We start from the raw sequence: 25,527 nt of genomic DNA, 5'->3' as shown, positions 1-25,527 counted from the left end.
TCGCTTGCCCGCCCGTTCTTCCCCGCCCTTCCCCGCCTTTCCCCGCCGTCCTCGTCCTTCTCCTCCCGTCCTCGTCCTTCCCCTTCCGTCCTTTCCGTTCCGAAAGCGACCGTTGTGACGCCTGAACCCCAGTCCCTGACCGGTCCGGACGACCGCACCCCCGCCCCGCCCCCCGGCTGCCCCGCGCACGGCATCGGCGCCGGCGGCCTGCACCGGCTCCACGAGGCGCTCGACCTCGGTGACCTCTACGAGCAACTGCGCGAGCAGCACGGCCCGGTGGCCCCCGTGCTGCTGCACGACGACGTCCCCATGTGGGTGGTCCTCGGCCATGCCGAGAACCTGCACATGGTGCGTACGCCGTCGCAGTTCACGCGGGACAGCCGCATCTGGACGCCGCTCAAGGAGGGCATGGTCAAGCCGGACCACCCGCTCATGCCGCACATCGCGTGGCAGCCCATCTGCTCGCACGCCGAGGGCGACGAGCACAAGCGGCTGCGCGGCGCGGTCACCGCCGCCATGGCCACCATCGACCACCGCGGTCTGCGCCGCCACATCGGCCGCGCCACCCAGCGCCTGGTCAACCGGTTCTGCGAGACGGGCCGCGCCGACCTCGTCGACCAGTTCGCCGAGCACCTGCCGATGGCGGTGATGTGCGAGGTCCTCGGCATGCCCGAGGAGTACGACGACCGCCTCGTCCAGAGCGCCCGCGACATGCTCAAGGGCACCGACACCGCCATCGCCAGCAACGAGTACATCATGGGCTGCCTGCGCCGGCTGGCCGCCCGCCGCCGCGCCCGGCCCGAGGACGACTTCACCAGCCACCTCATCACCGACCCGGCGGGCCTGAACGACGACGAGGTCGGCCAGCACCTGCGTCTCGTGCTCATCGCCGCCTACGAGGCGACCGCGAACCTGCTGGCCAACACCATCCGCCGGGTCCTCACCGACCCGGGCTTCCGCGCCCAGCTCAACGGCGGGCAGATGACGGTGCCGGAGGCGGTCGAGCAGTCCCTGTGGGACGAGCCGCCCTTCAGCACGATCTTCGCCTACTTCGCCAAGCAGGACACCGAGCTGGGCGGCCGGCGCATCCGCCGCGGCGACGGGTTGCTGCTCGGCATCGCGCCGGGCAACGTCGACCCCCGGGTGCGGCCCGACCTGGACGCCGACATGCAGGGCAACCGCTCCCACCTCGCCTTCAGCGGCGGCCCGCACGAGTGCCCCGGACAGGACATCGGCCGTGCCATCGCCGACGTGGGCGTCGACAAGCTGCTGATGCGGTTGCCCGACATCCGCCTCGACTGCCCCGAGGAGGAACTGAGCTGGACCGAGTCGATCGCCTCGCAGCACCTGGTGGAGCTGCCGGTGCGGTTCACCCCGCGCCCGCAGCAGGACGTGATGGCCCAGCCGAGCCACACCCCGATGCCGGTGCCGCAGCAGCGGACGGCCTGGGAGATCAGCACCGTGCTGTCCACCCCGCCGGAGCCGTCCTGCGAGTCCGTCCCGGCGGGGGCCGCGGCCGGTGAGGCGCCCCCGGCCCCCTTCCGGACCGCGGTGGCCGCCGCCCCGTCCGCGCCGCCCGCACCACCGGCTCCGGCCACGGACGCCGAGTTCGCGCGGGACCGCCCGCGCGGGCCCTGGCAGCGCTTCCTGCGGTGGTGGCGCGGCTACTGACCCGCCCAGTCCGGGTACGACGACCAGGCCTGGAGCATCCGCGTGCTGCGGAACCGGCGCTCCACCCCCGTGACCGGGTCGGTGAACTCCAGCTCCCGCGCCAGCAGTTGCAGCGGGCGCCGGAAGTCACCGGCCGGGCCGGGGCCGGTCCCCTCCGGGTAGAGCGGGTCGCCGAGGATCGGCACGCCCAGCGCGCTCAGGTGCACCCGCAGCTGGTGCGTCTGCCCGGTGGCGGGTGTCAGCCGGTACCGGGCGAGGCCGTCCGCGCGGTGTTCGACCAGTTCCACGCGCGTGATCGCGTTCGGCTCGCCCGGCACCTCGTGGGCGGCGAGCACCCCGCGTTCCTTCACGATCCGGCTGCGCACGGTCCGGGGCAGGGCGAGCGCCGGATCGTAGGGCGCGACGGCCTCGTAGACCTTGCGCACCCGGCGGTCGCGGAAGAGTGTCTGGTACGCGCCGCGTTCCTCGGGCCGCACCGTGAACAGCACCAGTCCGGCGGTGAGCCGGTCCAGGCGGTGTGCGGCGCCGAGCGTCGGAACGCCCAGCTCGCGGCGGAGCCGGGCCAGCGCGGTCTCGGTGACGTGCGTGCCGCGCGGGGTGGTGGCGAGGAAGTGCGGCTTGTCCACGACGACGAGGTGGGCGTCGCGGTGGACCACCTCCAGCGGGAAGGGCACCGGTACCTCCGCGGGCAGCTCCCGGTGGAACCACACGCACATCCCGGGCTCGTACGGCGCGTCGGCGGGTACCGCCCGCCCGTCGGCCCCGACGACCTGCCCCGCCTCGAACATCGCGGCGACCGCCCCGGGCGCCGCCCCCGACAGCCGTTCCACCAGGTGCCCGCCCACGGTCGCCCACGGCCCGTCGGCGGGCAGCCGCACCCGCACCGGGTCCACCCCCTGGCGCTGGGGGAGGGGAGCGGGCGGAGTGCGGGTCCTGCGTCTCATCCGTCGAAGCCTACGAGGCGCCGTACGCCACGGAAAACCACTGGGTGCACCGCCCCCGCCCGGGCAGGATGCGGACCATGCCTGATCTCATCGCTCCCGTGCTGCCCGCGGACACGTTTTCCCGGTCCCCCCAGCCCACCGTTCCCGCCGGCGACGGCCTTGTCCTGCGCCCTTTCCGGCCCGCGGACGCGCCCGCCGTCCACGCCGTCTTCCAGGACCCGGTGATGCACCGGTGGCACGCCCGGTCCGCCGGCTCCGAGGCCGAGGTGGCGGGCTGGATCGGCCAGTGGCGCGACGCCTGGGCGGCGGACCGGGAGGCCCAGTGGGCGGTGGCCGAGGAGGACACCGGGCAACTGGTGGGCCGGGTCGCGCTGCGCGAGGTGCGGTTCGCCGACGGCGCGGCCGAGGTGGCGTACTGGACGGCGCCGGACGCCCGCGGCCGGGGAGTGGCCGCGCGGGCCACCGCCGCCCTCGTCCGCTGGGCGCTGGAGGAGACGGGCTTCCACCGGCTCGAACTGCTGCACGCCGTACGCAACGAGGCGTCCTGCCGCGTCGCCGCCCGGACGGGTTTCTCGCTGGAGGGCACCAAGCGCAGCTCCGGCCTGCACGCGGACGGCTGGCACGACATGCATCTGCACGCGCGGGTGCGCGGTGAGTGACAGGAGAGAGGTGCGTGCCGCGACGCGATACATCGCGTGTCCGTTGACGGATCCGTGGAGTCGCGATATGTTCGGTCACGGATATTCGAAAGCGAGGTGATCGCTGTGGCCGGGAAGCGCCGCAAGCTCGGCAACCCGTTGGCCCTCGCCGTCCTGGCGACCCTCCGGCAGCACCCGATGCACCCCTACGAGATCGCCCAGACCCTGCGCCGGCAGGGCAAGGACGCCAGCATCAAGATCAACTACGGCTCCCTCTACACCGTCGTGCAGAACCTGGAGAAGCACGGCTACGTGGAGGTGGCCGACGTCGAGCGGCAGGGCAACCGGCCCGAGCGCACCGTCTACGGCCTCACCGAAGCCGGACGCCGGGAGATGACCGAGTGGATGTCGGACCTCGTGGCCGTCCCCGCCAGGGAGTACCCGATCTTCGAGGCGGCCCTGTCGCTCATGGGCGTCCTCCACCCCGACGACGTCGTACGGCTCCTGCGCGAGCGGCTCAGCACCCTGGAGGTGCAGATCGCGAGCGGACGCGGCGGGCTGGAGAAGCTGTACGAGACGCTGCCGCGGCTCTTCCTCGTGGAGAACGAGTACCAGCTCCACATGCTCCAGGCGCAGGCCACGTGGGTGCGCGCCTTCCTGGCGGAGCTGGAGGGGGGTCTGCTGCCCGAGGTCGAGGGCTGGCGGCGGTTCCACGAGACGGGCGAGGTCCCGCCCGAGTTCCTGACGGGGGAGGCGCCCGGCAACCCGACCTGACACAGAAGCGAACAAGACCCCGGCGGAGTTGTTGCAGCAGCCCCGCCGGGGTCCCCAACCCCGAGCCGGATCCACCAGGGGGCTTCTCCGGGCGATCGAGGTGCGGCACACCCAGGATAGCCCGGCACCCCTGAAGCGGACCGGCCGACGATCACTCGTCAGTCATCCAGCAGGAGAGTTCCGTCATGAGCGCAACCCGTGCGCCCGCCGTCGAGGCGCGCCGACTGGTCAAGACCTATCCCGGCGACGTCACCGCCCTGGCCGGCCTGGACGTCACCGTCGAACAGGGCACCGTCTTCGGCCTCCTCGGGCCCAACGGCGCCGGCAAGTCCACCACCGTCAAGATCCTGACCACCCTCGCCCGCCCGGACTCCGGTACGGCGACCGTCGCCGGCCATGACGTGCTGCGCCACCCGGACCGGGTGCGCCGCGCCATCGGTGTCGTCGCGCAGGGCTCGGGCGCGGACCCGGTGGCCACCGGCCGCGAGAACCTCCGGCTCCAGGGCCGGCTGTACGGCCTGAACGGCGCGGCCCTCGACCGGCGGGTCGAGGAGCTGCTGGAGCGCTTCAGCCTCGCCGAGGCCAAGGACCGTCCGGTCAAGGGCTACTCGGGCGGCATGCTGCGCCGCCTCGACGTCGCGCTCGGCCTGGTGCACCGGCCCGAGGTGCTCTTCCTCGACGAGCCCACCACCGGACTGGACCCGGAGGCCCGCAGCGCGATGTGGGCCGAGATCGGCCGGCTCGCCGGCGAGGAGGGCCTGACCATCCTGCTCACCACGCACTACCTGGAGGAGGCCGACCGGCTCGCCGAGCGCGTCGCCATCGTCGACCGCGGCCGGGTCGTCGTCGAGGGCACCCCCGACGCGCTCAAGGGCGAACTGCGCGGCGACGCCGTCCGCATGGAGCTGCGCGAACCGGTCGGCGAGGCCGGCCGCACCCTGCTGGCCGGTACCCTCGGCGCGCTGCGGGGCGTGCGCGAGGTGGTGATCGAGGGGCGGGGGATCAGCGCCCGCGCCGACGACGGGGGAGCCGCGATGCCCGCGCTGCTGACCGCCCTCGAACGGGCCGGGGTGAGCGTGGCCACCGCGACGGTGGCACGCCCCTCCCTCGACGACGTCTACCTGCGCCATGCCGGACGCCGCTACGCCGAGGCGGGCTCTGCCGCCGCGCCCGGCGGGGCGGACGCCCTGGCGCTCCTGGGAGGTGCGTGATGAGCACGGCGATCCCGCAGACCTGGTACATGACCCAGCGCCACCTCATGGTGTTCGCCCGCCAGCCGGCGTACGCGGTCATCACGCTTGTCCAGCCGGTCATCTGGCTGTTCGTCTTCGGCAGCCTGTTCAAGAAGGTCGTCGGACTCGGTGGCTTCGGCACCGGCTCCTACCTGGACTACCTGGTGCCGGGTGTGGTCGTGATGAGCGCGCTCAGCGCCAACCTGTGGGCGGGCATGGGCACACTGGAGGAGATCCAGCGCGGCACCCTCGACCGGTTCCTGACCACCCCGGTCGGCCGGGGCGCCCTGATGAACGGCAACGTCATCAGCAGCAGCCTCGTCACCGCCCTGCAGTCGGTCGTCATCGTGCTGCTCGGGCTGCTGGGCGGCGCCGACTACCCCGGCGGCGTCGCCGGCATCGCCGTCCTGGTCGTCGCCTCGATGCTGCTGGGCACTGTCTTCGGCGCGCTGTCCAACGCGCTGGGCATGCTGGTGCGGGAGCGGGAGTCGATCATCGGCATCAACACCTTCCTGCTGCTGCCGCTCACCTTCCTGTCCAGCGCCTTCATGGCGCCCGGGCAGATGCCCTCCTGGATCCGGCACGCCGCCGGCCTCAATCCGCTGGACTGGGCGATGGTGGCGGGGCGTTCGGCGCTCTCCGCCGACCCCGACTGGAGCGGGGTGGGGATCAGGGCCGGGGCGCTGCTGGTGCTGGCGGTGGCCGCGGTGTGGCTCTCCGTCCGCACGTTCCGGTCCTACCAGCGGTCGGTGTGAGCGTCCCGGCGCGGTCCGTGGGCGCGTCCTGCCGGCGGCCGGTGCGAGCCGCTGCTGCCGCCGGTGTGACGTGAGTCGAGTCGATCAGGCGGAGTGGACGTGAGGGGGGGCGGCACCCGGATGTCCGGCTGCCGCCCCCCTCGATCACGTCACGCCACGTCGTCTCACGCGGCCGGCGCCGCGCCCTCCTGCTCGGCCTCGACCCGGGCGTTCCACTCGCGCTTGGAGGCCTGCCAGCCGTCCTCGTTGTGGCCGAGGCGCCAGTAGCCGGAGATCGACAGGTCCTCGCGCGGGATCGCGTGCTCCACCCGCAGCAGCCGCCGCAGTTCCTTCACGAAACCGGCCTCGCCGTGCACGAACGCGTGCACCCGGCCCGCGGGGAACTCCAGGGCCCGTACGGCTTCCACCAGGGCCGCGCCGACGGGCCGGTCGCCGCGGTGCAGCCAGACGACCTCCACGTCGGAGTCGATCTTCTGCTCCTCCTCGGGTCCGGAGACCTCGACGAAGGCGTGGGCGGTGGCGCCCGGCGGCAGCGCCTCCAGGGACCGGGCGATGGCCGGCAGGGCGCTCTCGTCACCGGCCAGCAGGTGCCAGTCGGCGCTCGGGTCGGGGGCGTAGGCGCCGCCTGGGCCCATGAAGCGCACGGTCTCGCCCGGCCGTACCAGCAGCGACCACGGGCCGGCCAGGCCCTCGTCGCCGTGGACCACGAAGTCCAGCGTCAGTTCGCGGTGCTCGGGGTCCCAGGCACGCACGGTGTAGGTGCGGGTCACCGGCCACTGCTCGGGCGGGAACTCCTCGCGGATCCGCTGCATGTCGAAGGGCTCGGGGTAGGTGACGCCCGCGGCCGGGAACAGCAGCTTCACGTAGTGGTCGGTGCACGTGCCGACCGGGAGGTCGGCGAGGCCTTCGCCGCCGAGGACCACGCGCTGCATGTGCGGAGTGAGCCGTTCGGTGCGGACCACCCGCGCGGTGTGGGCCCTTCGCGGCTTGCGCGCCGGACGTTCTGCCATGACGGCCTCCCAGTTCCCTTGCTTAGGCTTACCTAAGTTAGCACCTTCCCTCCGGCAACACCTCTTTCCAGGGCCCTTCTTCCGTGTGCGTCAGCTCCTGGCTCTGTGCCCGTCTTCCGTGCGCGTCAGCTCCTGGCTCTGTGCCCGTGTCCGCTTCCGCGTGCTTCGGCGCTCACGCCTCCAGCGTGCCGAGCAGGCGCTGCAGGGAGCCGCCCAGTCCCCAGCGGCCGGCCAGCTCCTCCAGGGCGGCCGGGTCGCGCGGGGCGCGCGGCAGGGCGGTGTCGACGTCCGGCAGGGGCACGTCCCCGGCCACGCGCACGACCTTGGGGGCCACCGCGAGGTACGGCCGTGCCTCGTCGAGGCGGCGGCGCTGCGACGGCGTGAGCTTCGCCTTCGGGTCGTCGACGGCCGCCATGATCCCGGCCAGGTCGCCGAAGTCGGCGAGGAGTCTGGCCGCCGTCTTCTCCCCGATGCCGGGCACGCCCGGCAGTCCGTCGCTCGGGTCGCCGCGCAGCAGCGCCAGGTCCGCGTACCCGCCGCCGTCGACCCCGTACTTCTCGCGCAGCACCGCCTCGTCGGTGCTCTGCAGGGTGCCGACGCCCTTGAGCGGGTACAGCACCCGTACCCCGCGCGCGTCGTCCACCAGCTGGTACAGGTCGCGGTCGCCGGTGACGATGTCGACCGGGCCCGTGGCGCGGACCGTGAACGTGCCGATCACGTCGTCCGCCTCGTACCCGGCGACGCCCACGCGGGCGATGCCGACCGCGTCCAGGACCGCCTCGATGACCGGGACCTGCGGGGAGAGGGTGTCCGGGACCTCTTCCTCGTCGGGGCCGCCGGGGTGCTCCTCGGCCACGCGGTGCGCCTTGTAGGAGGGGATCAGCTCCACCCGCCAGTGCGGTCGCCAGTCGGCGTCCATGCAGGCCACCAGATGGCCGGGCCGGTGGTCGCGGACCAGGCGGTCGATGAAGTCGAGCAGCCCGCGCACGGCGTTCACCGGCGTGCCGTCCGGGGCCTTGACCGACTCGGGGACGCCGAAGTAAGCGCGGAAGTACAAGGAAGCGGTGTCGAGGAGCATCAGTCGTCCGGTCACGCCTCGCATCATGCCGTACGCCTCTGACAGTCACCGGCTTCGATGTGAGGCGGGTCACTTTCCGTTTGCCCTGCATGGACCTGGGAAGGCGCGCGCCCGAGCGAAGGTAGTTGCGTTATTCAACTGTTACTGATCCTTCGCATCTGTCCCTGTCCCCTATGACGAGAGGTGCGCGTGGCATCCAGGCTTGAGGCCCAACACCTGTACAAGGTGTTCGGCAGACGACCCGACGATTCAGTGGAGAAACTCCGGCAGGGTGCCGATCGCGACGAACTGCGGGCGGGCGGCGCCACCGCCGCCGTCATCGACGCCTCCTTCACCGTGGACCCCGGACAGATCTTCGTCGTGATGGGACTGTCCGGTTCCGGTAAATCCACACTCCTGCGCATGCTCAACGGGCTGCTGGAGCCCACCGCCGGGCAGGTGCGATTCGACGGCCAGGACCTGACCGCGCTCACCGACCGGGAGCTGCGCGAGGTCCGCTCCAGGAAGATCAGCATGGTCTTCCAGCACTTCGCGCTCTTCCCGCACCGCAGCGTCCGCGACAACGCCGCCTACGGCCTGGAAGTGCAGGGCGTGCCCCGCGCCGAGCGCGGTCGCCGCGCCGACGAGGCGCTCGCCCTGTGCGGCCTGGCCGGCTGGGAGAACTCCTGGCCCGACGAGCTGTCCGGCGGCATGCAGCAGCGCGTCGGCCTCGCCCGCGCGCTGGCCACCGACGCCGACCTGCTGCTGATGGACGAGTCCTTCAGCGCCCTGGACCCGCTGATCCGCCGCGACATGCAGGACCAGCTGCTGCAGCTGCAGAAGACGCTGAAGAAGACGATCGTCTTCATCACCCACGACCTCAACGAGGCCATGCGCCTGGGCGACCGCATCGCCGTCATGCGCGACGGCCGGATCGTGCAGAACGGCACCGCCGAGGACATCCTGCTGCGCCCGGAGGGCGACTACGTCGCCTCCTTCATCCAGGACGTCGACCGCTCCCGCGTGCTGACCGCCGAGGCGGTCATGGACCGCCGGGTGCGCGGCGACGAGGCCGACTGCGGCTGCGAGACGGCCGCACCGGACACCCCGTTCACCGAGCTGTGCGCCATCAGCGCCCGGCTGTCCCACCCGGTCGCCGTGCTGAACGAGCACCGCGACCTCGTGGGCGTGGTCCCGCGCCGGCGGCTCGTGGCCTTCCTCGGTGACGAACGCGACGCCACCCCCACCGCGTGCGACACACCGCGCGACAAGGGCGGCAGGAAGGCGGTGGCCCGTGCCTAGGATCCCGCTCGGCAACTGGGTCAACTCCGCGGTCGACTGGCTGCTCGACCACGTGTCCTGGCTCTTCGACTTCTTCAAGACCGTCTTCACCGGCGCCTACGACGGCATCAACGCCGTCCTCCAGGCGCCCCAGCCGCTGCTGCTCGCCGGCATCTTCGCCGTGCTCGCCTTCTGGCTGCGCGGCACGCTGGCGGGTGTCCTCACCTTCGTCGGCTTCGCCTTCATCGACTCCCTCGAACTGTGGGACGACGCGATGGTCACCCTCGCGCTCGTCCTGGTCGCGACGATCATCGCGCTGGTGGTCTCCGTGCCGGTCGGTGTCTGGGCGGCCCGCTCGGACCGGGTCAGCGCCGTCGTGCGGCCGTTCCTGGACTTCATGCAGACGCTGCCCGCGATGATCTACCTCATCCCGGCCATCCTGTTCTTCGGTACCGGCGGGCCCGCGGGCATCGTCGCCACCCTGATCTTCGCGCTCGCCCCCGGTGTGCGCATGACCGAGCTGGGCATCCGGCAGGTCGACAAGGAGCTGGTGGAGGCCGCCGAGGCCTTCGGCACCACGCCCCGCAGGACCCTGCTGCGCGTCCAGCTGCCGCTGGCGCTGCCCACCGTCATGGCCGGCGTCAACCAGGTGATCATGCTCGGCCTGTCCATGGCCGCGATCGCCGGCATGGTCGGCACCGGCGGCCTCGGCGGCGACGTCAACGAGGCCATCGGCCAGCTCGACGTCGGCCTCGGCTCCGAGGCCGGTGTCGCCATCGTGATCCTCGCGATCTACCTGGACCGCATGACCAGCGCCCTGGGCACCCAGGTCTCGCCGCTCGGCCGGCGCGCCGCCGCCCGGGCCCGGGCCCTGCAGGGCCTGAAGATCTGGTCCTACCGGCCGAGCCCGCAGATCGCCGTGGTCGGCGTGGTCGTCCTCGCGCTCGTCGCCGGCGGCATGGGCGTCTTCGGAGGCGGCGGCGGCAGCACGACGGCCGCCGCCGACGGACAGGACGTCGGCAAGGGCAAGAAGATCACCCTCGGCTACATCCCGTGGGACGAGGGCGTCGCCTCCACCTTCCTGTGGAAGGAGATCCTCGAACAGCGCGGCTACAAGGTGGAGGCCAAGCAGTTCGACGCCGGACCGCTCTACACCTCCCTCGCCCAGGGCAGCGTCGACTTCGAGACGGACTCCTGGCTGCCGACGACCCACGCCCAGTACTGGAAGAAGTACGGGAAGCAGCTCGACGACCTCGGCTCCTGGTACGGGCCGACGTCGCTGGAGCTGAGCGTGCCGTCGTACATGAAGGACATCAACTCGCTGGACGACCTCAAGGGCAAGGCCGCCCTGTTCGGCGGGAAGATCACCGGCATCGAGGCCAGCGCGGGCGAGATGGCCCTGCTCAAGAGCAAGGTCCTCAAGGACTACGGCCTGGACAAGGAGTACAAGGTCGTCGACAGCTCCACGCCCGCCATGCTGGCCGAGCTGAAGCGCGCCTACGCCAAGAAGCAGCCGGTCCTCGTCACCCTGTGGTCGCCGCACTGGGCGTACAACGACTACGACCTGAAGAAGCTGAAGGACCCCAAGGGCGCCTGGGGCAAGGGCGACGGCGTGCACACCCTGGCCCGCAAGGGCTTCGCGGCCGACAACCCCGTCGTCGGCACCTGGCTGAAGAACTTCAAGCTGGACGAGAAGCAGCTCACCAGCCTGGAGGCCGAGATCAACAAGGCCGGCAAGGGACAGCAGCAGGACGCCGTGCGGACCTGGCTCAAGGCCAACCCCGCAGTCGTCGACAAGCTGGCCCCGGTCCCCGGCGGCTCCGGCTCCACCCCGGCCGAGGCCAAGCGGCCCCTGAACGTCGCCTGGTTCCCCTGGGACGAGGACGTCGCCGTCACCCACCTGTGGAAGCACGTCCTGGAGCGCCGCGGCTACAAGCTGAACCTGAAGCAGATGGACGTCGGCCCCGTCTACACCGGCCTGGCCGGCGGCGACATCGACCTCAACTTCGACGCCTGGCTGCCCTACGCCCAGAAGAACTACTGGGACAAGAGCAAGGACAAGCTCAAGGACCTCGGCACCTGGTACCAGCCGACCTCCCTGGAGATCGCCGTCCCCTCATACGTCAAGGACGTGAAGTCCCTGGAGGACCTCAAGGGCAAGTCGTCCCTGTTCGGCGGGAAGATCATCGGCATCGAACCGGGCACCGGCGAGATGGACCTCCTCAAGAACAAGGTCATGCCGGGCTACGGCCTGGACAAGGAGTACAAGGTCGTCGACGGCTCCACGCCCGCCATGCTCGCCGAGCTGAAGCGCGCGTACGCCAAGAAGCAGCCCGTCGCCGTCGTGCTGTGGTCGCCGCACTGGGCGTACAGCCGCTACGGCCTCACCAAGCTCAAGGACGACAAGAAGCTCTTCGGTGAGGGCAACACCGTCCGCACCATCTCCAGCGAGAAGTTCCCCGAGCAGTACCCGCAGCTCACTGAGTGGATCAAGAACTTCAAGATGAGCGAGGACGAGCTGGGCAGCCTGGAGAGCGAGATCAACGCGCGCGGCAAGGCGCACGAGGACGAGGCGGTCGACGCCTGGATCGAGCAGCACCCGGACGTCGTGCAGCGCATGACCCCGCAGTGAACCGGCGGACGGCCGCCGGGTGAGCCGGCCGGACACCTCCGGGTGAACCGGCGGAAGGAACCCGCGGTGGCCGCCGCACCGCACCGCCCGAGGGGCGGGCCCGACCACGGTCCTGACGCCGTGGGAACGGGCCCGCCCCTCGGGCCGTCCACGGCAGGATCCGGCCAACCACGCACAGTCACCCCGCCGTCCCGCCCGACCCCGTACCGTGGGCTTGAGCACGGCCGGTCCGCCGACGCGCACCGCGACACCGCCGGTGCGCGCACCGCACGGGGAAGCGACGGCGGCAGGAAACGGTTTGCCGGACATGCGTAGGGTGCAGAGAACCCGACAGGACACGTGCGCACCGGCACGGGTCCCAGGAGAGCGGACCGACGAGCGAAGGAGGGAGCCGGAGCGATGGGCGACCACAAAGAGCAGCCCCTTCGAGTGGGCGCGGCCGTACGACGGCGGCGCCGGGCGCTCGACCTCACCCTCGCCGTCGTGGCCGAGCGCAGCGGCCTGTCGGTGCCCTTCCTGAGCCAGATCGAGAACGACCGGGCCCGCCCCAGCAGGAGCTCCCTGGAGAAGGTCGCCGACGCGCTGCGCACCACCGCCGTGGAGCTGCTGGCGGCGGCCGACCCCGCCTGCAGCGTCGACGTCGTACGCGCCGAGATCCCCGAGACGGCCGAACCGGAGCCGGATCCCCGGGTGCGTGCCCTGGTGCGCGGCCACCACCAGCTGCACGCCTCCGAGTACACCGGGGACCACGACGCGGGCCGCGAGTTCCAGCACCGCAACGACGAGCTGATGTACGTCGCCGACGGCGCGGTCGAGGTCGAGGCGGAGGGCCGCGCCTACCGGCTCGTCCGCGGCGACACCATGTACCTGACCGGCGGAGTGCGCCACCGCTGGCGGGCGACGGTCGCCGACACCCGCGTGATCGTGGTCGCGGTGGCCGAGCACATCGAGGCGGTCCAGGACCGGACGCGCTGATGACCCGGGTCGTCTCCCTGGTCCCCTCGCTCACCGAGGCCGTCGCAGTGACACTGCCCGGCGCCCTCGTCGGCGCCACCGACTGGTGCAGCCACCCGGCCGGTCTGGACGTGGTCCGCGTCGGCGGGACCAAGAACCCGCAGACCGGCAAGGTCGCCGCCCTCGGCCCCGACCTGGTGATCGCCAACGAGGAGGAGAACCGCGCGGCCGACCTCGACGCCCTGCGCGCGGCGGGCGTCGAGGTGCTGGTCACCGAGGTGCGGGGCGTGCCGCAGGCCTTCCGCGAGCTGGCGCGGGTCCTGTCCGCCTGCGGGGCGGCGACCCGGCCGAGGTGGCTGGACGAGGCGGAGGCCGCCTGGTCGGCGCCGCCCGCGCCCGGCTACCGTACGACCGCCGTCGTCCCGGTGTGGCGGCGGCCCTGGACGGTGCTGGGCCGGGACACCTTCGCCGGTGACGTCCTGGCCCGCCTGGGCGTCGACCACCTCTACGCGCGCCACGCCGAGCGTTACCCGCGCGTCCCCGTCGAGGAACTGCGGGCCGCGGCCCCCGGCCTCGTCGTCCTGCCGGACGAGCCCTACCGCTTCACCGCCGGGGACGGGCCGGAGGCCTTCCCCCGGCTGCCCTGCGCGCTGGTCAGCGGACGGCACCTGACCTGGTACGGACCCTCGCTCGCCGAGGCCCCGCGGGTGCTGGGCCGGGCGCTGCGAGCAGCGCGCCGCTGACCAGCCCCCGGGCCGTGTGCACCGCCGCGGCGGCCCAGGCTGCGACCAGGACGGCGTAGAGGGCGACCGCGAGGGAGTCGTACACGGCCAGGTGCGTGCGCCGGGCCAGCGCCGACGCACCGGTCACGCAGGTGCCCACGGGGAAGGTGAAGGACCACCACGTCATCGCGAAGCCCATGCCCCGCCGGCCGGCCCGCACCACCTGGGCGGCGGCGAAGGCGAACCAGAGCACGGCGAAGCCCATCACCGGCACCCCGTACAGCAGGGCGAGGACGGCGAAGCCGGGGCCGTAGGGGGCCGGTACGACACCGGGCGCCGCGTCCGCGAAGGCGCCCACGGCCGTCGTCGACTGCCCCAGCGGGCCCAGGACCAGGAACAGCGTCGGGGTCAGCGCGAGCGGCAGCGGGCCGACGACGAGCAGCCGGTTCAGCACCAGCGGCAGCAGGGCCAGTGTCGCCAGCAGACTGAGCCCGAACATCGCCACGCAGCCCAGCAGCAGGGTCTGCCGCGGCTGACCCGCCGGCAGGTGCGCCACCAGCGCCGGGCCCAGCGCGGCGGACACCATCGGCGCGACCACCGGCAGCAGCCACACGGGCGTCACCTGGTGCGGCTCGGTGCGGTGGCGCACGGCCATGAGGTACGGCACCGCCACCGCGCCCACCAGCCCGACGACCGTGCCGGCCGTGAACAGCACGGTGTCCAGGGCGAGCGCGGCCGGGGTGCCGATCCAGTCCCGCCCCACCGAGAGCGCGCCGCCGCCCACCGCCAGCAGCGCCATGGACAGGCAGCCGTAGAAGGGGGCCGCCGTCGGGTCGAGGAGGTGCGCGCGGGCCTGGTCGCGGTGGTGGGTCCAGTGCAGGGCCCGGGCCGTGAGCAGCACGGTGAGCTGGACGAGCGCGAGCGCCCAGACGGCCGTGCACACGGTACGCAGCCCGGGGACGTGGACCGGCAGCACGGCGCCCGCCGCGGCGACGGCGGCGGTACCCATGACGGAGCCGTACCAGTTCGGGCCGAGGTGGCGCAGGGTGGGGAAGCGCGGCCGGGCCGGGTCCGCCGGCGGGACGGAGGGCGTACGGGACCCGTGGGACCCCTGTGACCGGCGCGGCCGATGTGACCGGGACGGACGTGCGGGGGAATGCGCTGCGGTGACCATGACTTGAGGTTTTCGCAGGCCCACGGCCCCCACCAGGGGGTTTGTCCCTATCAAGGCATAAGCTGGGTTTATGAGGAGGTCGGAGGTGGACGCAGCCAACGGCGGGGGGCGGACGCACGGGGCGGCGCCGCTGGCCCACCGGGTGCCGGACCTGGGCGCGCTGGAACTGCTGCTGGCGGTGGCCCGGCTGGGCAGCCTGGGCGGCGCGGCCCGCGAACTGGGCATCACCCAGCCGGCGGCCAGCAGCCGGATCCGTTCCATGGAACGGCAGCTGGGTCTCGCGCTGGTGGACCGCTCGCCGCGCGGGTCCCGGCTGACCGACGCGGGCGCGCTGGTCACGGACTGGGCGCGGCGGGTCGTCGAGGCCGCCGAGGCCTTCGACGCGGGAGCCCAGGCGCTGCGGGACCGGCGGGACTCGCGGCTGCGGGTGGCGGCGAGCATGACGATCGCCGAGTACCTGCTGCCCGGCTGGCTGATCGCCCTGCGCACGCTGCGCCCCGACACGGCGGTGTCGCTGCTCGCCGGGAACTCGGCGGTGGTCGCCGAACGGCTGCTGGCGGGCGAGGCGGACCTCGGCTTCGTGGAGGGGCTGTCGGTGCCCGCCGGGCTGGACTCCGTGGTGATCGCCCACGACCGCCTGACCGTGGTGACCGCCCCCGCCCACCCCTGGGCCCGGCGGCGGCGCCCGCTGGAGGCGGCGGAACTGGCGGCGACCCCGCTGATCCTGCGGGAGACCGGCTCCGGGACCCGGCAGGTCCTGGACGCCGCGCTGGGCGGTCTGGCCCGTCCGCTGATCGAGCTGTCCTCGACCACGGCGGTGAAGGCGGCGGCCGTCAGCGGAGCGGGCCCGGCCGTGCTGAGCGAACTCGCCGTGGGTGACGAGCTGTCCCTGCGGCGCCTGGTGACCGTCCCGGTCGAGGGTGTCGCCCTGCGGCGGGACCTGCGCGCGGTCTGGCCCACGGGCCACCGCCCCACGGGGCCGGCCCGCGACCTGCTGTCACTGACCCGCTCGGGCGCGGCGTGAGCGGGGCGGTTCACGGGGGGCGGGGGCGGGGGCGCGTGCGTGGTTTCTGGTCGCGTTCGGTTGAGCTGGGCGTTCGCTTGGGTGTGGTGGGGGCGCGTGCGTGGTTCTGGTCGTGTTCGGTCGGGCCGGGCGTTCGGTTGGGCCGGGTTTCGCTTGGGTGCGGTGCGGTGCGGTGCGGTGCGGTGCGGTGCGGTGCGGTGCGGTGCGGTGCGGTGCGGTGCGGGGCGGGGCGGGGCGGTGCGGTGCGGTGCGGTGGATGTGATGCGGTGCGGTGTCGGGCGCGTGCGCGGTCGCGTTCGGCTGAGCCCGGCGTTCACGCGCCTGGGGCCGGGGGCACACCCCCGGCCCCAGGCGCGGCCACCGGTTCGGCCGGCGAACGCGGGGTCACCGGCACGCCCCGGCCGCGTGGGCGGCAGCCGCTCGGACCAGTGCCCGCATGACCCGGGGGTCCTCGCCCATCTCCGGGTGCCACTGCACTCCCAGCACCCAGTGGGCGGTGGGCGGTGGCTCCACCGCCTCGACCGTGCCGTCCACCGCGTGGGCCGAGGCGACGAGACCCGAGCCGAGCCGGTCCACGGCCTGGTGGTGGTAGGCCGGGACGGTCGCCGGCTCCGGGACCGCCGCCGCGTACCGGGTGCCGGGCACCGCAGTGACCGTGTGGGTGCCGAAGACGCCGGCGGTCCCGGCGTGCCCGTCCAGGTGCTGGACCAGGGTGCCGCCCAGCGCGACGTTCAGCAGCTGCATGCCCCGGCAGATGCCGAGCAGCGGCAGCCGGACGGCCAGTGCGGCCTCGATCAGGGCGAGTTCCCAGGCGTCCCGGGCCGGGGCCGGCGGCCCCGTGCGGGGGTCAGGCTCGGCGCCGTAGCGCACCGGCTCCACGTCCGGGCCGCCCGCGATGACCAGCCCGTCCAGCCGGGCCACGGTCTCCGCGGCCCGGTCGGGCGCGTCCGGCGGCAGCATCGCGGCGAGCCCGCCCGCCCGCTGCACCAGCCTCGGGTAACCGGCGGGCAGCAGCGCGGCCTCCAGCTCCCACACGCCCCACCGCGTCGCCGCCTCCAGGTACGTACTGACGCCGATCAGCGGTCGCCGTGCGTCGTCCTTCGCGGTCATCCGGCCTCCCGGTTCCCGCTCCCGGTCCGCAATGGTGTGCACCGGTACCTCCTCACCTCAGACACGTCTTCATGCCACCCGTCTCCTGCCGTCACGTCAGAAAGCCCCGCAGGAGCGCCGCCGTCCCCGCGCAGTGCTCGCGCATCGCCTCCCGCGCACCGTGCGCATCCCCCGCCAGCACCGCCGCGACCAGCGCCGCGTGCTGCCGCTGGGAGTGCTCCAGGTTGCGCACCAGCAGGGGTATGCAGTCGAGCAGGTCGTTCAGCGTGGCCCGGACCGCCGCGTACCGCGCGGTCAGCGTGGGGGAGCCGCACGACTCGGCGAGGGTGAGGTGCAGCAGCGTGTCCCGGCGCCGGTAGTCCGCGGGCGGCGCGTCGTGCGTCCGCTCCAGCGCCTGGCGCAACCGTGCCGCCTGCCGGCCCGTCAGCCCCTGCTGCGCGCACAGGCCCGCCGCGCCCACCTCCAGCACCTCGCGGAAGCGCAGCACGTCGTCGACGTCCGCCCCGGCGACCCGGCGGCGCAGCTCGTCCCCGTCGGCCGCGTCCGCGCGGGGGCGCACGAACGTACCGCCGTAGCGCCCCCGCCGGGCCTCGACGAGCCCCTGTTCCCGGAGCACCTTCAGCACCTCGCGCAGCGTCACCCGGCTGATCCCGAGCCGCCGGGCCAGCTCGCGCTCGGCGGGCAGCCGCTCACCCGCCGCCACCAGGCCCAGCCGCACCACCTGGAGGATCTGCTCCAGGGCCTCCTCGAAGCCGTTGCCCGCGCGCACCGGCCGCAGCACCGCCGTGAGCCGGTCCTCGCCCGCCCCGGCCGCGCCCGTCTCCCGGGTCATCCGGTCGCGCCCCCTTCCCAGGCAATGGTTCAGGGCAATACCTTATGGCTCCCGGCAGCGGCCGACGAGGCCGGAGCAGCCCGAGGAGGCCCGCCCGTGGCAGACCGCACACCCCCGCTCACCGTCGAGGAACTGCGGGCACTCGTCGCCGGCGGCGAGATCGACACGGTGGTCCTGGCCTTCCCGGACATGCAGGGACGGCTCCAGGGCAAGCGCTTCGCCGCCCGCTTCTTCCTCGACGAGGTCCTGCGGCACGGCACCGAGGGCTGCACCTACCTCCTCGCCGTCGACGCCGACATGAACACGGTCGACGGGTACGCCATGTCCTCCTGGGACCGCGGTTACGGCGACTTCGCCATGCACCCCGACCTCGCCACCCTGCGCCGCATCCCCTGGCACCCCGGCACCGCCCTGGCCGTCGCCGACCTCGCCTGGAACGACGGCTCGCCGGTGGCCGCGGCCCCCCGGCAGATCCTGCGCCGCCAGCTCGCCCGCCTCGCCGAGCACGGCTGGAGGGCCCAGGTCGGCACCGAGCTGGAGTTCATCGTCTTCAAGGACACCTACGAACAGGCCTGGGACGCCGGATACCACGGGCTCACCCCGGTCAACCAGTACAACATCGACTACTCCATCCTCGGCACCGGCCGCATCGAGCCCCTGCTGCGCCGTCTGCGCAACGACATGGCCGGCGCCGGCCTCACCGTCGAGTCCGCCAAGGGCGAGTGCAACCCCGGCCAGCACGAGATCGTCTTCCGCTACGACGAGGCGCTCGTCACCTGCGACCAGCACGCCCTCTACAAGACCGGGGCCAAGGAGATCGCCGCCCAGGAGGGCGTCTCGCTCACCTTCATGGCCAAGTACAACGCGCGCGAGGGCAACTCCTGCCACATCCACCTCTCCCTCGCCGACGCCGACGGCACCAACGTCATGGCCGGGGCGGAACCGGGGGAGATGTCCGAGGTGATGCGGCACTTCCTCGCCGGACAGCTCGCCGCCCTGCGCGACTTCTCCCTGCTCTACGCCCCGGGCATCAACTCCTACAAGCGGTTCCAGCCCGGCTCCTTCGCCCCGACCGCCGTCGCCTGGGGCCACGACAACCGCACCTGCGCCCTGCGCGTCGTCGGCCACGGCCGCTCCCTGCGCTTCGAGAACCGGCTGCCCGGCGGCGACGTCAACCCGCACCTGGCCGTCGCCGCACTGGTCGCGGCCGGCCTGTACGGCGTCGAACAGCGCCTGCCCCTGCCCGAGCCGTGCCGGGGCAACGCCTACACCGCCGACCACGAGCACGTCCCCACGACCCTGCGCGAGGCCGCCGAGCTGTGGGAGAACAGCCCCATCGCCAAGGCCGCCTTCGGCGACGACGTCGTCGCGCACTACCGCAACATGGCCCGCGTCGAACTCGACGCGTTCGACGCCGCGGTCACCGACTGGGAGCTGCGCCGCTCCTTCGAACGCATGTGAGAGGCCCCGCCGTGCCGCACGAGCCCCGACCCGAGCCCCAGCCCGAGCCCGAGCCCGAGTTGCTGGTCCTCAACCCGGCCACCGAGGAGACCGTGGCCACCGTCCCCGCCGCCGGCGCCGCCGACGTCGAGCGCGCCGTCACCCGCGCGGCCAGGGCCCAGCAGGCCTGGGCGGCCACCGCCCCCGCCGACCGGGCCCGGCTGCTGCGCCGCTTCGCCGACGTCGTCGACGGCCACATCGAGGAACTGGCCCAGCTGGAGGTCCGCGAGGCGGGCCACCTCGTCGGCGACGCCCGCTGGGAGGCCGGCAACGCCCGCGACCTGCTGCTGTACGCGGCCGGTGGCGCCGAGCGGCTGCTGGGCCGGCAGATCCCGGTACCCGGCGGCTGGGACGTCACCTTCCTCGAACCCCTGGGCGTCATCGGCGTGATCGCCCCCTGGAACTTCCCCATGCCGATCGCCGCCTGGGGCTCCTTCCCGGCCCTCGCCGCCGGCAACGCGGTCCTGCTCAAGCCCGCCGAGACCACCCCGCTCACCGCACTGCGCCTGGCGGAGCTGGGCCTTGAAGCGGGCCTGCCCGAGCACCTGTTCCAGGTCCTGCCCGGCCACGGCCGCACCGCCGGCCGCGCCCTGGTCGACCACCCCGGCGTCGCCAAGATCGTCTTCACCGGCTCCACCCGCACCGGCCGCGAGGTCATGGAACGCTGCGCCCGGCACATCAAGCCCGTCACCCTCGAACTGGGCGGCAAGAGCCCGAACATCGTCTTCGCGGACGCCGACCTCAAGGCCGCCGCCGACCCGTTCTCCTTCCTGGACAACGCCGGCCAGGACTGCTGCGCCCGCACCCGCGTCCTCGTCCAGGACTCCGTGTACGACGAGGTCCGCGAACTGCTCGCCGAGGCGCTGGCCGCCGTGGTGGTGGGCGACCCGGCCGACGAGAAGACCCGGATGGGCCCGCTGATCTCCCGCGGGCAACGCGAGCGCGTACGCTCCTACGTCCCACCGCAGGCACCGGCCCTGCGCGGCACCGCACCCGACGGGCCGGGCTTCTGGTTCCCGCCGACCGTGCTCACCGGGGAGCGCCCGGACTCCGCCGCCGCCCGCGAGGAGATCTTCGGACCCGTGGCCGTCCTGCTGCCCTTCACCGGTGAACAGGACGCCATCCGCCTCGCCAACGACACCCCCTACGGCCTGTCCGGCTCCGTCTGGACCCGGGACGTCGGCCGCGCCCTGCGCGTCTGCCAGGCCGTCCGGGCGGGGAACCTGTCCGTCAACTCGCACGCCAGCGTCCGCTACTGGACCCCCTTCGGCGGCGCCAAGCAGTCCGGCGTCGGCCGCGAACTCGGCCCCGACGCCCTGACCGCCTTCACCGAGACCAAGAACGTCTTCATCAGCACGGAGGGCCCCGCACAGTGACCGAAGAGACAGCGACCGAAGCGACCCCCGCGGCGGTCTGCCGCCGACTGGTCGGCCGCACCGCCGTCGTCACCGGAGCAGGCAGCGGCATCGGCCTCGCCGCGGCGCGCCGGCTCGCCTCCGAGGGCGCCCACGTCGTCTGCGGCGACATCGACGAGAGGAGCGGCAAGGCCGCGGCCGAGGCGACCGGCGGCCTGTTCGTCCAGGTCGACGTCACCGACCCCGGCCAGGTCGAGGCGCTGTTCAGGGCCGCCCACGACACCTACGGCAGCGTGGATGTCGCCTTCAACAACGCCGGCATCTCGCCGCCCGACGACGACTCCATCCTGGAGACCGGCCTGGAGGCCTGGCGGCGCGTCCAGGAGGTCAACCTCACCTCCGTCTACCTGTGCTGCAAGGCCGCCCTGCCCTACATGCGGCGCCAGGGGCGGGGCTCCATCATCAACACGGCCTCCTTCGTGGCCCGCATGGGCGCGGCCACCTCGCAGATCTCCTACACCGCGTCCAAGGGCGGTGTGCTGGCCATGTCCCGGGAACTGGGCGTGCAGTTCGCCCGCGAGGGCATCCGCGTGAACGCCCTGTGCCCCGGACCGGTCAACACCCCGCTCCTGCGGGAGCTGTTCGCCAAGGACCCCGAACGCGCCGCGCGCCGCCTCGTCCACATCCCCCTCGGCCGGTTCGCGGAGGCCGAGGAGATCGCCGCCGCCGTCGCCTTCCTCGCCAGCGACGACTCGTCCTTCGTCAACGCCACCGACTTCCTGGTGGACGGCGGCATCTCGGGGGCGTACGTCACCCCGCTGTAGACACCCCTGCGGCGGCCCGGCGATCCGTCCTACAGTGCCGGAGTGAGCATGACACCCCCGCCCGGCTGGTACCGCGATCCGTCGGCCCCGCACGGGGAGCGCTGGTGGGACGGCTCGTCCTGGACCGACCACCGGCGCACTCCCGGGGCTCCCGAGGACCGGCCGCTCGCGCCGCCGCCCTCCGCGCCCGCCGGGGCCGGGCCCCGCCGGGCCAAGGCGGCGGCCCTGACCACGGCCGGCGCGGTCCTCGCCGCCGCGATCGTCACCGGCGCGGTCCTGCTCGGCCGGGGCGGCGGCGAGGACGCCACCGCGCCGAGCGCCGGCCCCGGCGGACCACCCGCCTCGCAGGCCCCCGCGGCACCGCCCCGTTCACTGCCCGCCTCCCCGTCCGCGTCCCCTTCCGGCTCCTCGTCCGGGGCCGCCACCGGCGGTCCGTCCGCCGTCGTCGACCAGCTCAACGGCATCACGCTTCCGCTGCTCCCCGGCTGGCAGGAACCGCAGTACGTCTTGGCGGACGACGTGGTGATGACCACGCACGGCACGTACGACTGCCCCGCGGGCGCCGGACTGTGCCGGCACGGCCTGGTGAGCACCCGGACGCCCAGCGCGGCCGACGGCACCCCGCCCCGGACCCTGGCCGGGAACGACATCGCCGACGCCGCCGACGCGGCGTACGAGGAGAACGCGGCCGGCGCGCGCCCCTACGACGGCATCACCTCGCACCAGGCGGTCGCCTCCGGGCAGGTGGCGGTCGCGGGCCGCGCCGGATACTTCGTGCGCTGGCGCGTCCGTACCGGCAAGGGCCCCGGCGGCTACGTCGAGTCGCTGGCCTTCGCCTCCAGCACCGGAACCGAGGCCCCCGTCATCGTCCGCTTCGTCTTCGACGCGGGACCCGGCGGACCGCCCCTGGCCGACATGGACCGGATCACCAAGGGCATCCGGCCGGTCGGCGACACCGGCACCGGGGGCGGGGTCGGCAGCAGCATCGGCCCGCCCGGGTGAGCCTGGCAGGCTCACCGGCTCACCGGCTCACAGGAAGGTGCGGCCCTCGCCCCGGTACGTCGGCACGGTCGCCGTCACCCGGTCGCCCTCGACCAGGTGCAGCGCGTCGAACCGCTCGCACAGCTCCCCGGCCTTGGCGTGCCGGAACCACACCTTGTCACCGATCAGCAGGTCGTCGGCGGGCGAGCCGAGCAGCGGGGTCTGCACCTCGCCGGGCCCCTCCTGCGGGTCGTAGCGCAGGCCCTCGGGCAGGTACGGCACCGGCAGCCGGTCCTGCCCGGCCACGCCGGACGCCGGATAGCCGCCGCCCAGGACCGTCACGATCCCGACCCCCGGGCGCCGCACCACCGGCTGGGCGAACAGCGCCGCCGGACGGCCCCTGAAGGACGTGTAGTTGTCGAAGAGCCGCGGCACGTACAGGCCCGAGCCCGCGGCGATCTCGGTCACGGCCGCCTCCGCCGCCGTGTGCTGGACACTGCCCGTGCCACCGCCGTTGACGAACTCCAGGTCCGGGGCCACAGCGCGGACCGCCCGCACCACCGCGGCCCGCCGCTCGGCCAGTTCGCGGCGCGCCGCCGCCTGCATCAGCCGGACCGCCCGCGAACGCAGCGGCCGCCCGGCCACCGCGTCCCCCACGCCGGCGATGTGCCCCTCGTACGCCATGATCCCGACGAGCCGGAACCCCGGCCGCCGGGCCACCGTACGGGCCATCTCGGCGACCTGGGCGGGGGAGTACAGCGGGGAACGGCGCGCGCCGACGCGGACCCGGCCGCCGAGCAGCTTCAGCGACGTGTCCAACTCCAGGCACACCCGCACGACTTCGCCTCCGCCCTCGCGGGCGGCGTCGATCAGGTCGAGCTGCGCCGGATCGTCGACCATCACCGTGACGGCGGCGGCGAGCTTGGGATCGGCGGCCAGTTCGGCGAAATCGGCGCGGTCGGCGGACGGGTAGGCGAGCAGGACGTCGTCGAACCCGGAGCGGGCCAGCCACAGCGACTCGGCGAGCGTGAACGACATGATGCCCGCGAAACCGTCCTTGGCCAGGGCCCGTTCGAGCAGTGCACGGCAGCGCACGGACTTGCTGGCCACCCGGACCGGTTTGCCGCCGGCGCGGCGCAGCAGGTCGTCGGCATTGGCGTCGAAGGCCTCCAGGTCGACGATCGCGACGGGGGCGTCGAGGTGGGCGGTGGCCCGGTCGTAACGGGCCCGGTCTGCGGCGCGTGCGGTCATGGACGCAGCCTGCCAGACAGGATTACCGCAGGGTAGGGGGACGTTCCGGGCAGATGTCCCCGTGCGCGCGGACCGGTTCCCGTCCGCGCGCGCTCAGCCCGTAGAGTGACGCGCACGTACGGCGCGGCGGCGGCACGTTCCCGGCCGCCGGCCTGAGTCGGGATGGCACTTCGTTCGTACGGGTATGCGTGTCCGGTGACGGCGAGTCGGCACCGGGCGGGGCAACGAGAACGGCGGCCGGGCACGAGGGCACGGCCCGGGCACAGCGAAACGGGGGGTGCATGAGTACGGAAGCACGCCACGCTCCGATACCCCCGCGCCCCCCGAGACCACCCCGCCCCCCTGCCCCCGCACGCGGCGCCACGGCACCACCCGGCCACTCGGCGGCCGCCCCGGCCACGGCGCGGAGCAGCGATGACGGCGGCGCACCCGCGGCGGACGCTTCCGCAGGGGACGTCGCGTCCTGGTACGGCACCGCGCCGACGGCCGCGCCCGGCACCGCGCCGACGGCGCCCGGCGTCCGGCCGGCCGTTCCGGCGCGAGCCGCCCGGGCTGCGGAGGAGCCCACGCCCCCGGCCGCCCAGCCTCCGCCCCCGGCCTTCCCGCCCCCGGCCTTCCCGCCCCCGGCCTTCCGGACTCCGGTCCGGCGGCCCGCGGAACCGGCCGTGCCGCCCCCGCCGCCCGCCTCGGCCCGCTTTCCCGATGCGCCGCCGCGTACGGACTTCGCCGGACCGGTCGCCGGGGAGGCCTCCGTCCGCCCCGCCCGCGACCACGGGCGCGACACCTGTTCCGCCCCGGGCGGCAGCGGCGGCGTGCCCGGACCGGCGCTGTCCTGGAGCGCGTCCGTCGCCTCCGCGCCGCCCGGGAGCCGATCCGGCGCCGTGGCGCGGCCCTTCGTGACCCTCGGGGAGCCCGAGGGGTACGACGAGCACGGGCGGGGCCGCGCCCTCGGTGTGCGCATACGGCCCCGGACCGCCCTGGCCGCCCTCTGCGTGGTCCTCGGCCTCGGGCTGATCGGCGGCGCCTTGACCGGCAGTTGGCTCACCGGGGAGACGGGCGACGACGGCACCGCCGGGTCCTTCACCACGGCGGGCACCCTCTGGCACAGCATCCCGGTCGACCGGCTCTTCCCGCCCACGGTGGACGGCCAGGGCGCCGGACCCGGCGGAGCCGACCGCACCTGGACCCGGGTCGCCGTCGCCCCGGACAGCGGCTGCGCGGACACCTTCGACCCGCTGCTGCGCAAGGCCCTCGCCCCCGTCGGCTGCAGCCGCCTGCTGCGCGCCACCTACACGGACGCCACCCAGAGCTTCGTCACCACCGTCGGCCTGCTCTTCACCAAGGCCGACGCCCCCGCGATGGGTTCCCTGGCGGCCCGGTTCCGGAGCGAGGGGCTGGGCCGGCGCACGGACCTCATGCCCCGCCCGTACGCGGCCAAGGACACCGTCGCCGCGTCCTTCGGCCTGCGGCAGCGCGCGTCCTGGACCGTCTCCGTGCTGACCGAGGCGCCCGTGGTCGTCTACGCCGTCTCGGGCTGGGCCGACGGCCGCACCGTCGACACCCCGCAGTCCGCCGCCGACGCGATGAAGGCGGGCGCCGGCACCGCCGTGGCCCAGGCGGGGCTCGGCAACGAGGCGCAGGGCCTTGCCGACCGCATCGAACGCGGTTTCCGCAGGACCGCCGGCTCCGAGACCGCCGGCTCCGAGACCGCCGGCTCCGAGACCGCCGGCTCCGAGACCGCCGGCTCCGAGACCGCCGGCTCCGCCACGGAGAAGCCCTCGTGACAGCCTCGGCCACCTCTCCCGA

At 73.9% G+C, this 25,527-nt stretch carries 22 protein-coding genes; 15 read left to right on the top strand and 7 right to left on the bottom strand.

What is annotated here, in order from left to right:
* The first annotated feature begins 114 nt into the window (after positions 1–114).
* Positions 115–1,671, top strand: a complete 1,557-nt coding sequence (locus AB0G56_RS08545; protein WP_360965617.1) for a cytochrome P450 — start codon at positions 115–117, stop codon at positions 1,669–1,671.
* Here the strand turns inward: AB0G56_RS08545 and AB0G56_RS08540 are convergent.
* The gene (locus AB0G56_RS08540; protein ID WP_360965614.1) at positions 1,665–2,615 is read right to left on the bottom strand and encodes an RluA family pseudouridine synthase; all 951 of its coding nucleotides are present in this window, start codon (positions 2,613–2,615) and stop codon (positions 1,665–1,667) included. The two genes, AB0G56_RS08545 and AB0G56_RS08540, sit on opposite strands and share 7 nt — an antisense overlap.
* Positions 2,616–2,692: 77 nt before the next feature.
* Here AB0G56_RS08540 and AB0G56_RS08535 point away from each other — a divergent pair, with 77 nt between their 5' ends.
* From AB0G56_RS08535 to AB0G56_RS08520, 4 genes are all read left to right on the top strand, one after another.
* Entirely contained in the window at positions 2,693–3,274 is a 582-nt protein-coding gene (locus AB0G56_RS08535) for a GNAT family N-acetyltransferase (RefSeq protein WP_360965611.1), read from the top strand.
* A 105-nt stretch (positions 3,275–3,379) separates the two neighbouring features.
* The gene (locus AB0G56_RS08530) at positions 3,380–4,027 is read left to right on the top strand and encodes a PadR family transcriptional regulator (protein ID WP_360965609.1); all 648 of its coding nucleotides are present in this window, start codon (positions 3,380–3,382) and stop codon (positions 4,025–4,027) included.
* A gap of 185 nt (positions 4,028–4,212) precedes the next feature.
* Positions 4,213–5,238, top strand: a complete 1,026-nt coding sequence (locus AB0G56_RS08525) for an ATP-binding cassette domain-containing protein (RefSeq protein ID WP_360965606.1) — start codon at positions 4,213–4,215, stop codon at positions 5,236–5,238.
* On the top strand, positions 5,238–6,014 hold the full coding sequence (locus AB0G56_RS08520; RefSeq protein ID WP_360965603.1) for an ABC transporter permease: 777 nt from the start codon (positions 5,238–5,240) through the stop codon (positions 6,012–6,014). The genes AB0G56_RS08525 and AB0G56_RS08520 overlap by 1 nt, the downstream gene beginning before the upstream one ends.
* 164 nt (positions 6,015–6,178) lie before the next feature.
* Here AB0G56_RS08520 and AB0G56_RS08515 read toward each other — a convergent pair whose 3' ends face one another.
* Both AB0G56_RS08515 and AB0G56_RS08510 read right to left on the bottom strand, forming a co-directional pair.
* Complete coding sequence (locus AB0G56_RS08515; protein ID WP_360965601.1) at positions 6,179–7,024, bottom strand: siderophore-interacting protein; 846 nt, start codon at positions 7,022–7,024, stop codon at positions 6,179–6,181.
* A gap of 172 nt (positions 7,025–7,196) precedes the next feature.
* The gene (locus tag AB0G56_RS08510; protein WP_360966055.1) at positions 7,197–8,102 is read right to left on the bottom strand and encodes a 5'-3' exonuclease; all 906 of its coding nucleotides are present in this window, start codon (positions 8,100–8,102) and stop codon (positions 7,197–7,199) included.
* A gap of 189 nt (positions 8,103–8,291) precedes the next feature.
* Between AB0G56_RS08510 and AB0G56_RS08505 the strand changes: the two genes are divergently transcribed.
* From AB0G56_RS08505 to AB0G56_RS08490, 4 genes are all read left to right on the top strand, one after another.
* Entirely contained in the window at positions 8,292–9,383 is a 1,092-nt protein-coding gene (locus AB0G56_RS08505; protein ID WP_360965599.1) for a betaine/proline/choline family ABC transporter ATP-binding protein, read from the top strand.
* On the top strand, positions 9,376–11,994 hold the full coding sequence (locus AB0G56_RS08500) for an ABC transporter permease/substrate binding protein (RefSeq protein ID WP_360965596.1): 2,619 nt from the start codon (positions 9,376–9,378) through the stop codon (positions 11,992–11,994). The genes AB0G56_RS08505 and AB0G56_RS08500 overlap by 8 nt, the downstream gene beginning before the upstream one ends.
* Positions 11,995–12,393: 399 nt before the next feature.
* On the top strand, positions 12,394–12,969 hold the full coding sequence (locus AB0G56_RS08495) for an XRE family transcriptional regulator (RefSeq protein ID WP_360965594.1): 576 nt from the start codon (positions 12,394–12,396) through the stop codon (positions 12,967–12,969).
* Positions 12,969–13,691 (top strand): helical backbone metal receptor, encoded by a 723-nt coding sequence (locus AB0G56_RS08490; RefSeq protein WP_360965591.1) that lies wholly within the window; start codon positions 12,969–12,971, stop codon positions 13,689–13,691. The genes AB0G56_RS08495 and AB0G56_RS08490 overlap by 1 nt, the downstream gene beginning before the upstream one ends.
* Here the strand turns inward: AB0G56_RS08490 and AB0G56_RS08485 are convergent.
* Positions 13,603–14,844 (bottom strand): TDT family transporter, encoded by a 1,242-nt coding sequence (locus tag AB0G56_RS08485; RefSeq protein WP_360965589.1) that lies wholly within the window; start codon positions 14,842–14,844, stop codon positions 13,603–13,605. The two genes, AB0G56_RS08490 and AB0G56_RS08485, sit on opposite strands and share 89 nt — an antisense overlap.
* 70 nt (positions 14,845–14,914) lie before the next feature.
* On the opposite strand from AB0G56_RS08485, the gene AB0G56_RS08480 reads away from it, so the two are divergent.
* Positions 14,915–15,868 (top strand): LysR family transcriptional regulator, encoded by a 954-nt coding sequence (locus AB0G56_RS08480; RefSeq protein WP_360965586.1) that lies wholly within the window; start codon positions 14,915–14,917, stop codon positions 15,866–15,868.
* A 384-nt stretch (positions 15,869–16,252) separates the two neighbouring features.
* Here AB0G56_RS08480 and AB0G56_RS08475 read toward each other — a convergent pair whose 3' ends face one another.
* Both AB0G56_RS08475 and AB0G56_RS08470 read right to left on the bottom strand, forming a co-directional pair.
* Positions 16,253–16,978 carry a gamma-glutamyl-gamma-aminobutyrate hydrolase family protein gene (locus AB0G56_RS08475; protein ID WP_360966052.1) on the bottom strand — a complete coding sequence of 242 codons (726 nt, stop codon included), beginning with the start codon at positions 16,976–16,978 and terminating at the stop codon, positions 16,253–16,255.
* 91 nt (positions 16,979–17,069) lie between these two features.
* Positions 17,070–17,810, bottom strand: a complete 741-nt coding sequence (locus AB0G56_RS08470) for an FCD domain-containing protein (RefSeq protein ID WP_360965583.1) — start codon at positions 17,808–17,810, stop codon at positions 17,070–17,072.
* Positions 17,811–17,906: 96 nt separating this feature from the next.
* Between AB0G56_RS08470 and AB0G56_RS08465 the strand changes: the two genes are divergently transcribed.
* The 4 genes from AB0G56_RS08465 to AB0G56_RS08450 are packed head-to-tail and all read left to right on the top strand — an operon-like array spanning position 17,907 to position 22,491.
* Positions 17,907–19,271 (top strand): glutamine synthetase family protein, encoded by a 1,365-nt coding sequence (locus tag AB0G56_RS08465; RefSeq protein ID WP_360965580.1) that lies wholly within the window; start codon positions 17,907–17,909, stop codon positions 19,269–19,271.
* A gap of 11 nt (positions 19,272–19,282) precedes the next feature.
* Positions 19,283–20,686, top strand: coding sequence for an aldehyde dehydrogenase family protein (locus tag AB0G56_RS08460; RefSeq protein ID WP_360965577.1), 1,404 nt, complete (start codon positions 19,283–19,285; stop codon positions 20,684–20,686).
* Positions 20,683–21,489 (top strand): 3-oxoacyl-ACP reductase, encoded by an 807-nt coding sequence (locus AB0G56_RS08455; RefSeq protein WP_360965574.1) that lies wholly within the window; start codon positions 20,683–20,685, stop codon positions 21,487–21,489. Before AB0G56_RS08460 ends, AB0G56_RS08455 begins: the two co-directional genes overlap by 4 nt.
* A gap of 48 nt (positions 21,490–21,537) precedes the next feature.
* On the top strand, positions 21,538–22,491 hold the full coding sequence (locus AB0G56_RS08450) for a DUF2510 domain-containing protein (RefSeq protein ID WP_360966049.1): 954 nt from the start codon (positions 21,538–21,540) through the stop codon (positions 22,489–22,491).
* Positions 22,492–22,518: 27 nt separating this feature from the next.
* On the opposite strand, the gene AB0G56_RS08445 is transcribed toward AB0G56_RS08450, so the two are convergent.
* On the bottom strand, positions 22,519–23,721 hold the full coding sequence (locus AB0G56_RS08445; protein ID WP_360965571.1) for an amino acid deaminase/aldolase: 1,203 nt from the start codon (positions 23,719–23,721) through the stop codon (positions 22,519–22,521).
* A 665-nt stretch (positions 23,722–24,386) separates the two neighbouring features.
* On the opposite strand from AB0G56_RS08445, the gene AB0G56_RS08440 reads away from it, so the two are divergent.
* Positions 24,387–25,505, top strand: coding sequence for a hypothetical protein (locus AB0G56_RS08440; RefSeq protein WP_360965568.1), 1,119 nt, complete (start codon positions 24,387–24,389; stop codon positions 25,503–25,505).
* Positions 25,506–25,527: the final 22 nt, after the last annotated feature.

This window comes from Streptomyces sp. NPDC021356 (assembly GCF_040641015.1).
Lineage (GTDB): Bacteria > Actinomycetota > Actinomycetes > Streptomycetales > Streptomycetaceae > Streptomyces.
The sequence above is the reverse complement of the archived record's forward strand: the minus strand, read 5'-3'. Positions and strand labels throughout refer to the sequence as shown.

Excerpts from the sequence above, each read along its gene's own strand:
- AB0G56_RS08540 (WP_360965614.1), bottom strand. The coding sequence starts at position 2,615 with ATGAGACGCAGGACCCGCACTCCGCCCGCTCCCCTCCCCCAGCGCCAG.
- AB0G56_RS08535 (WP_360965611.1), top strand. The coding sequence starts at position 2,693 with ATGCCTGATCTCATCGCTCCCGTGCTGCCCGCGGACACGTTTTCCCGG.
- AB0G56_RS08525 (WP_360965606.1), top strand. The coding sequence starts at position 4,213 with ATGAGCGCAACCCGTGCGCCCGCCGTCGAGGCGCGCCGACTGGTCAAG.
- AB0G56_RS08520 (WP_360965603.1), top strand. The coding sequence starts at position 5,238 with ATGAGCACGGCGATCCCGCAGACCTGGTACATGACCCAGCGCCACCTC.
- AB0G56_RS08515 (WP_360965601.1), bottom strand. The coding sequence starts at position 7,024 with ATGGCAGAACGTCCGGCGCGCAAGCCGCGAAGGGCCCACACCGCGCGG.
- AB0G56_RS08510 (WP_360966055.1), bottom strand. The coding sequence starts at position 8,102 with ATGCTCCTCGACACCGCTTCCTTGTACTTCCGCGCTTACTTCGGCGTC.
- AB0G56_RS08495 (WP_360965594.1), top strand. The coding sequence starts at position 12,394 with ATGGGCGACCACAAAGAGCAGCCCCTTCGAGTGGGCGCGGCCGTACGA.
- AB0G56_RS08490 (WP_360965591.1), top strand. The coding sequence starts at position 12,969 with ATGACCCGGGTCGTCTCCCTGGTCCCCTCGCTCACCGAGGCCGTCGCA.
- AB0G56_RS08485 (WP_360965589.1), bottom strand. The coding sequence starts at position 14,844 with ATGGTCACCGCAGCGCATTCCCCCGCACGTCCGTCCCGGTCACATCGG.
- AB0G56_RS08480 (WP_360965586.1), top strand. The coding sequence starts at position 14,915 with ATGAGGAGGTCGGAGGTGGACGCAGCCAACGGCGGGGGGCGGACGCAC.
- AB0G56_RS08475 (WP_360966052.1), bottom strand. The coding sequence starts at position 16,978 with ATGACCGCGAAGGACGACGCACGGCGACCGCTGATCGGCGTCAGTACG.
- AB0G56_RS08470 (WP_360965583.1), bottom strand. The coding sequence starts at position 17,810 with ATGACCCGGGAGACGGGCGCGGCCGGGGCGGGCGAGGACCGGCTCACG.
- AB0G56_RS08450 (WP_360966049.1), top strand. The coding sequence starts at position 21,538 with ATGACACCCCCGCCCGGCTGGTACCGCGATCCGTCGGCCCCGCACGGG.
- AB0G56_RS08445 (WP_360965571.1), bottom strand. The coding sequence starts at position 23,721 with ATGACCGCACGCGCCGCAGACCGGGCCCGTTACGACCGGGCCACCGCC.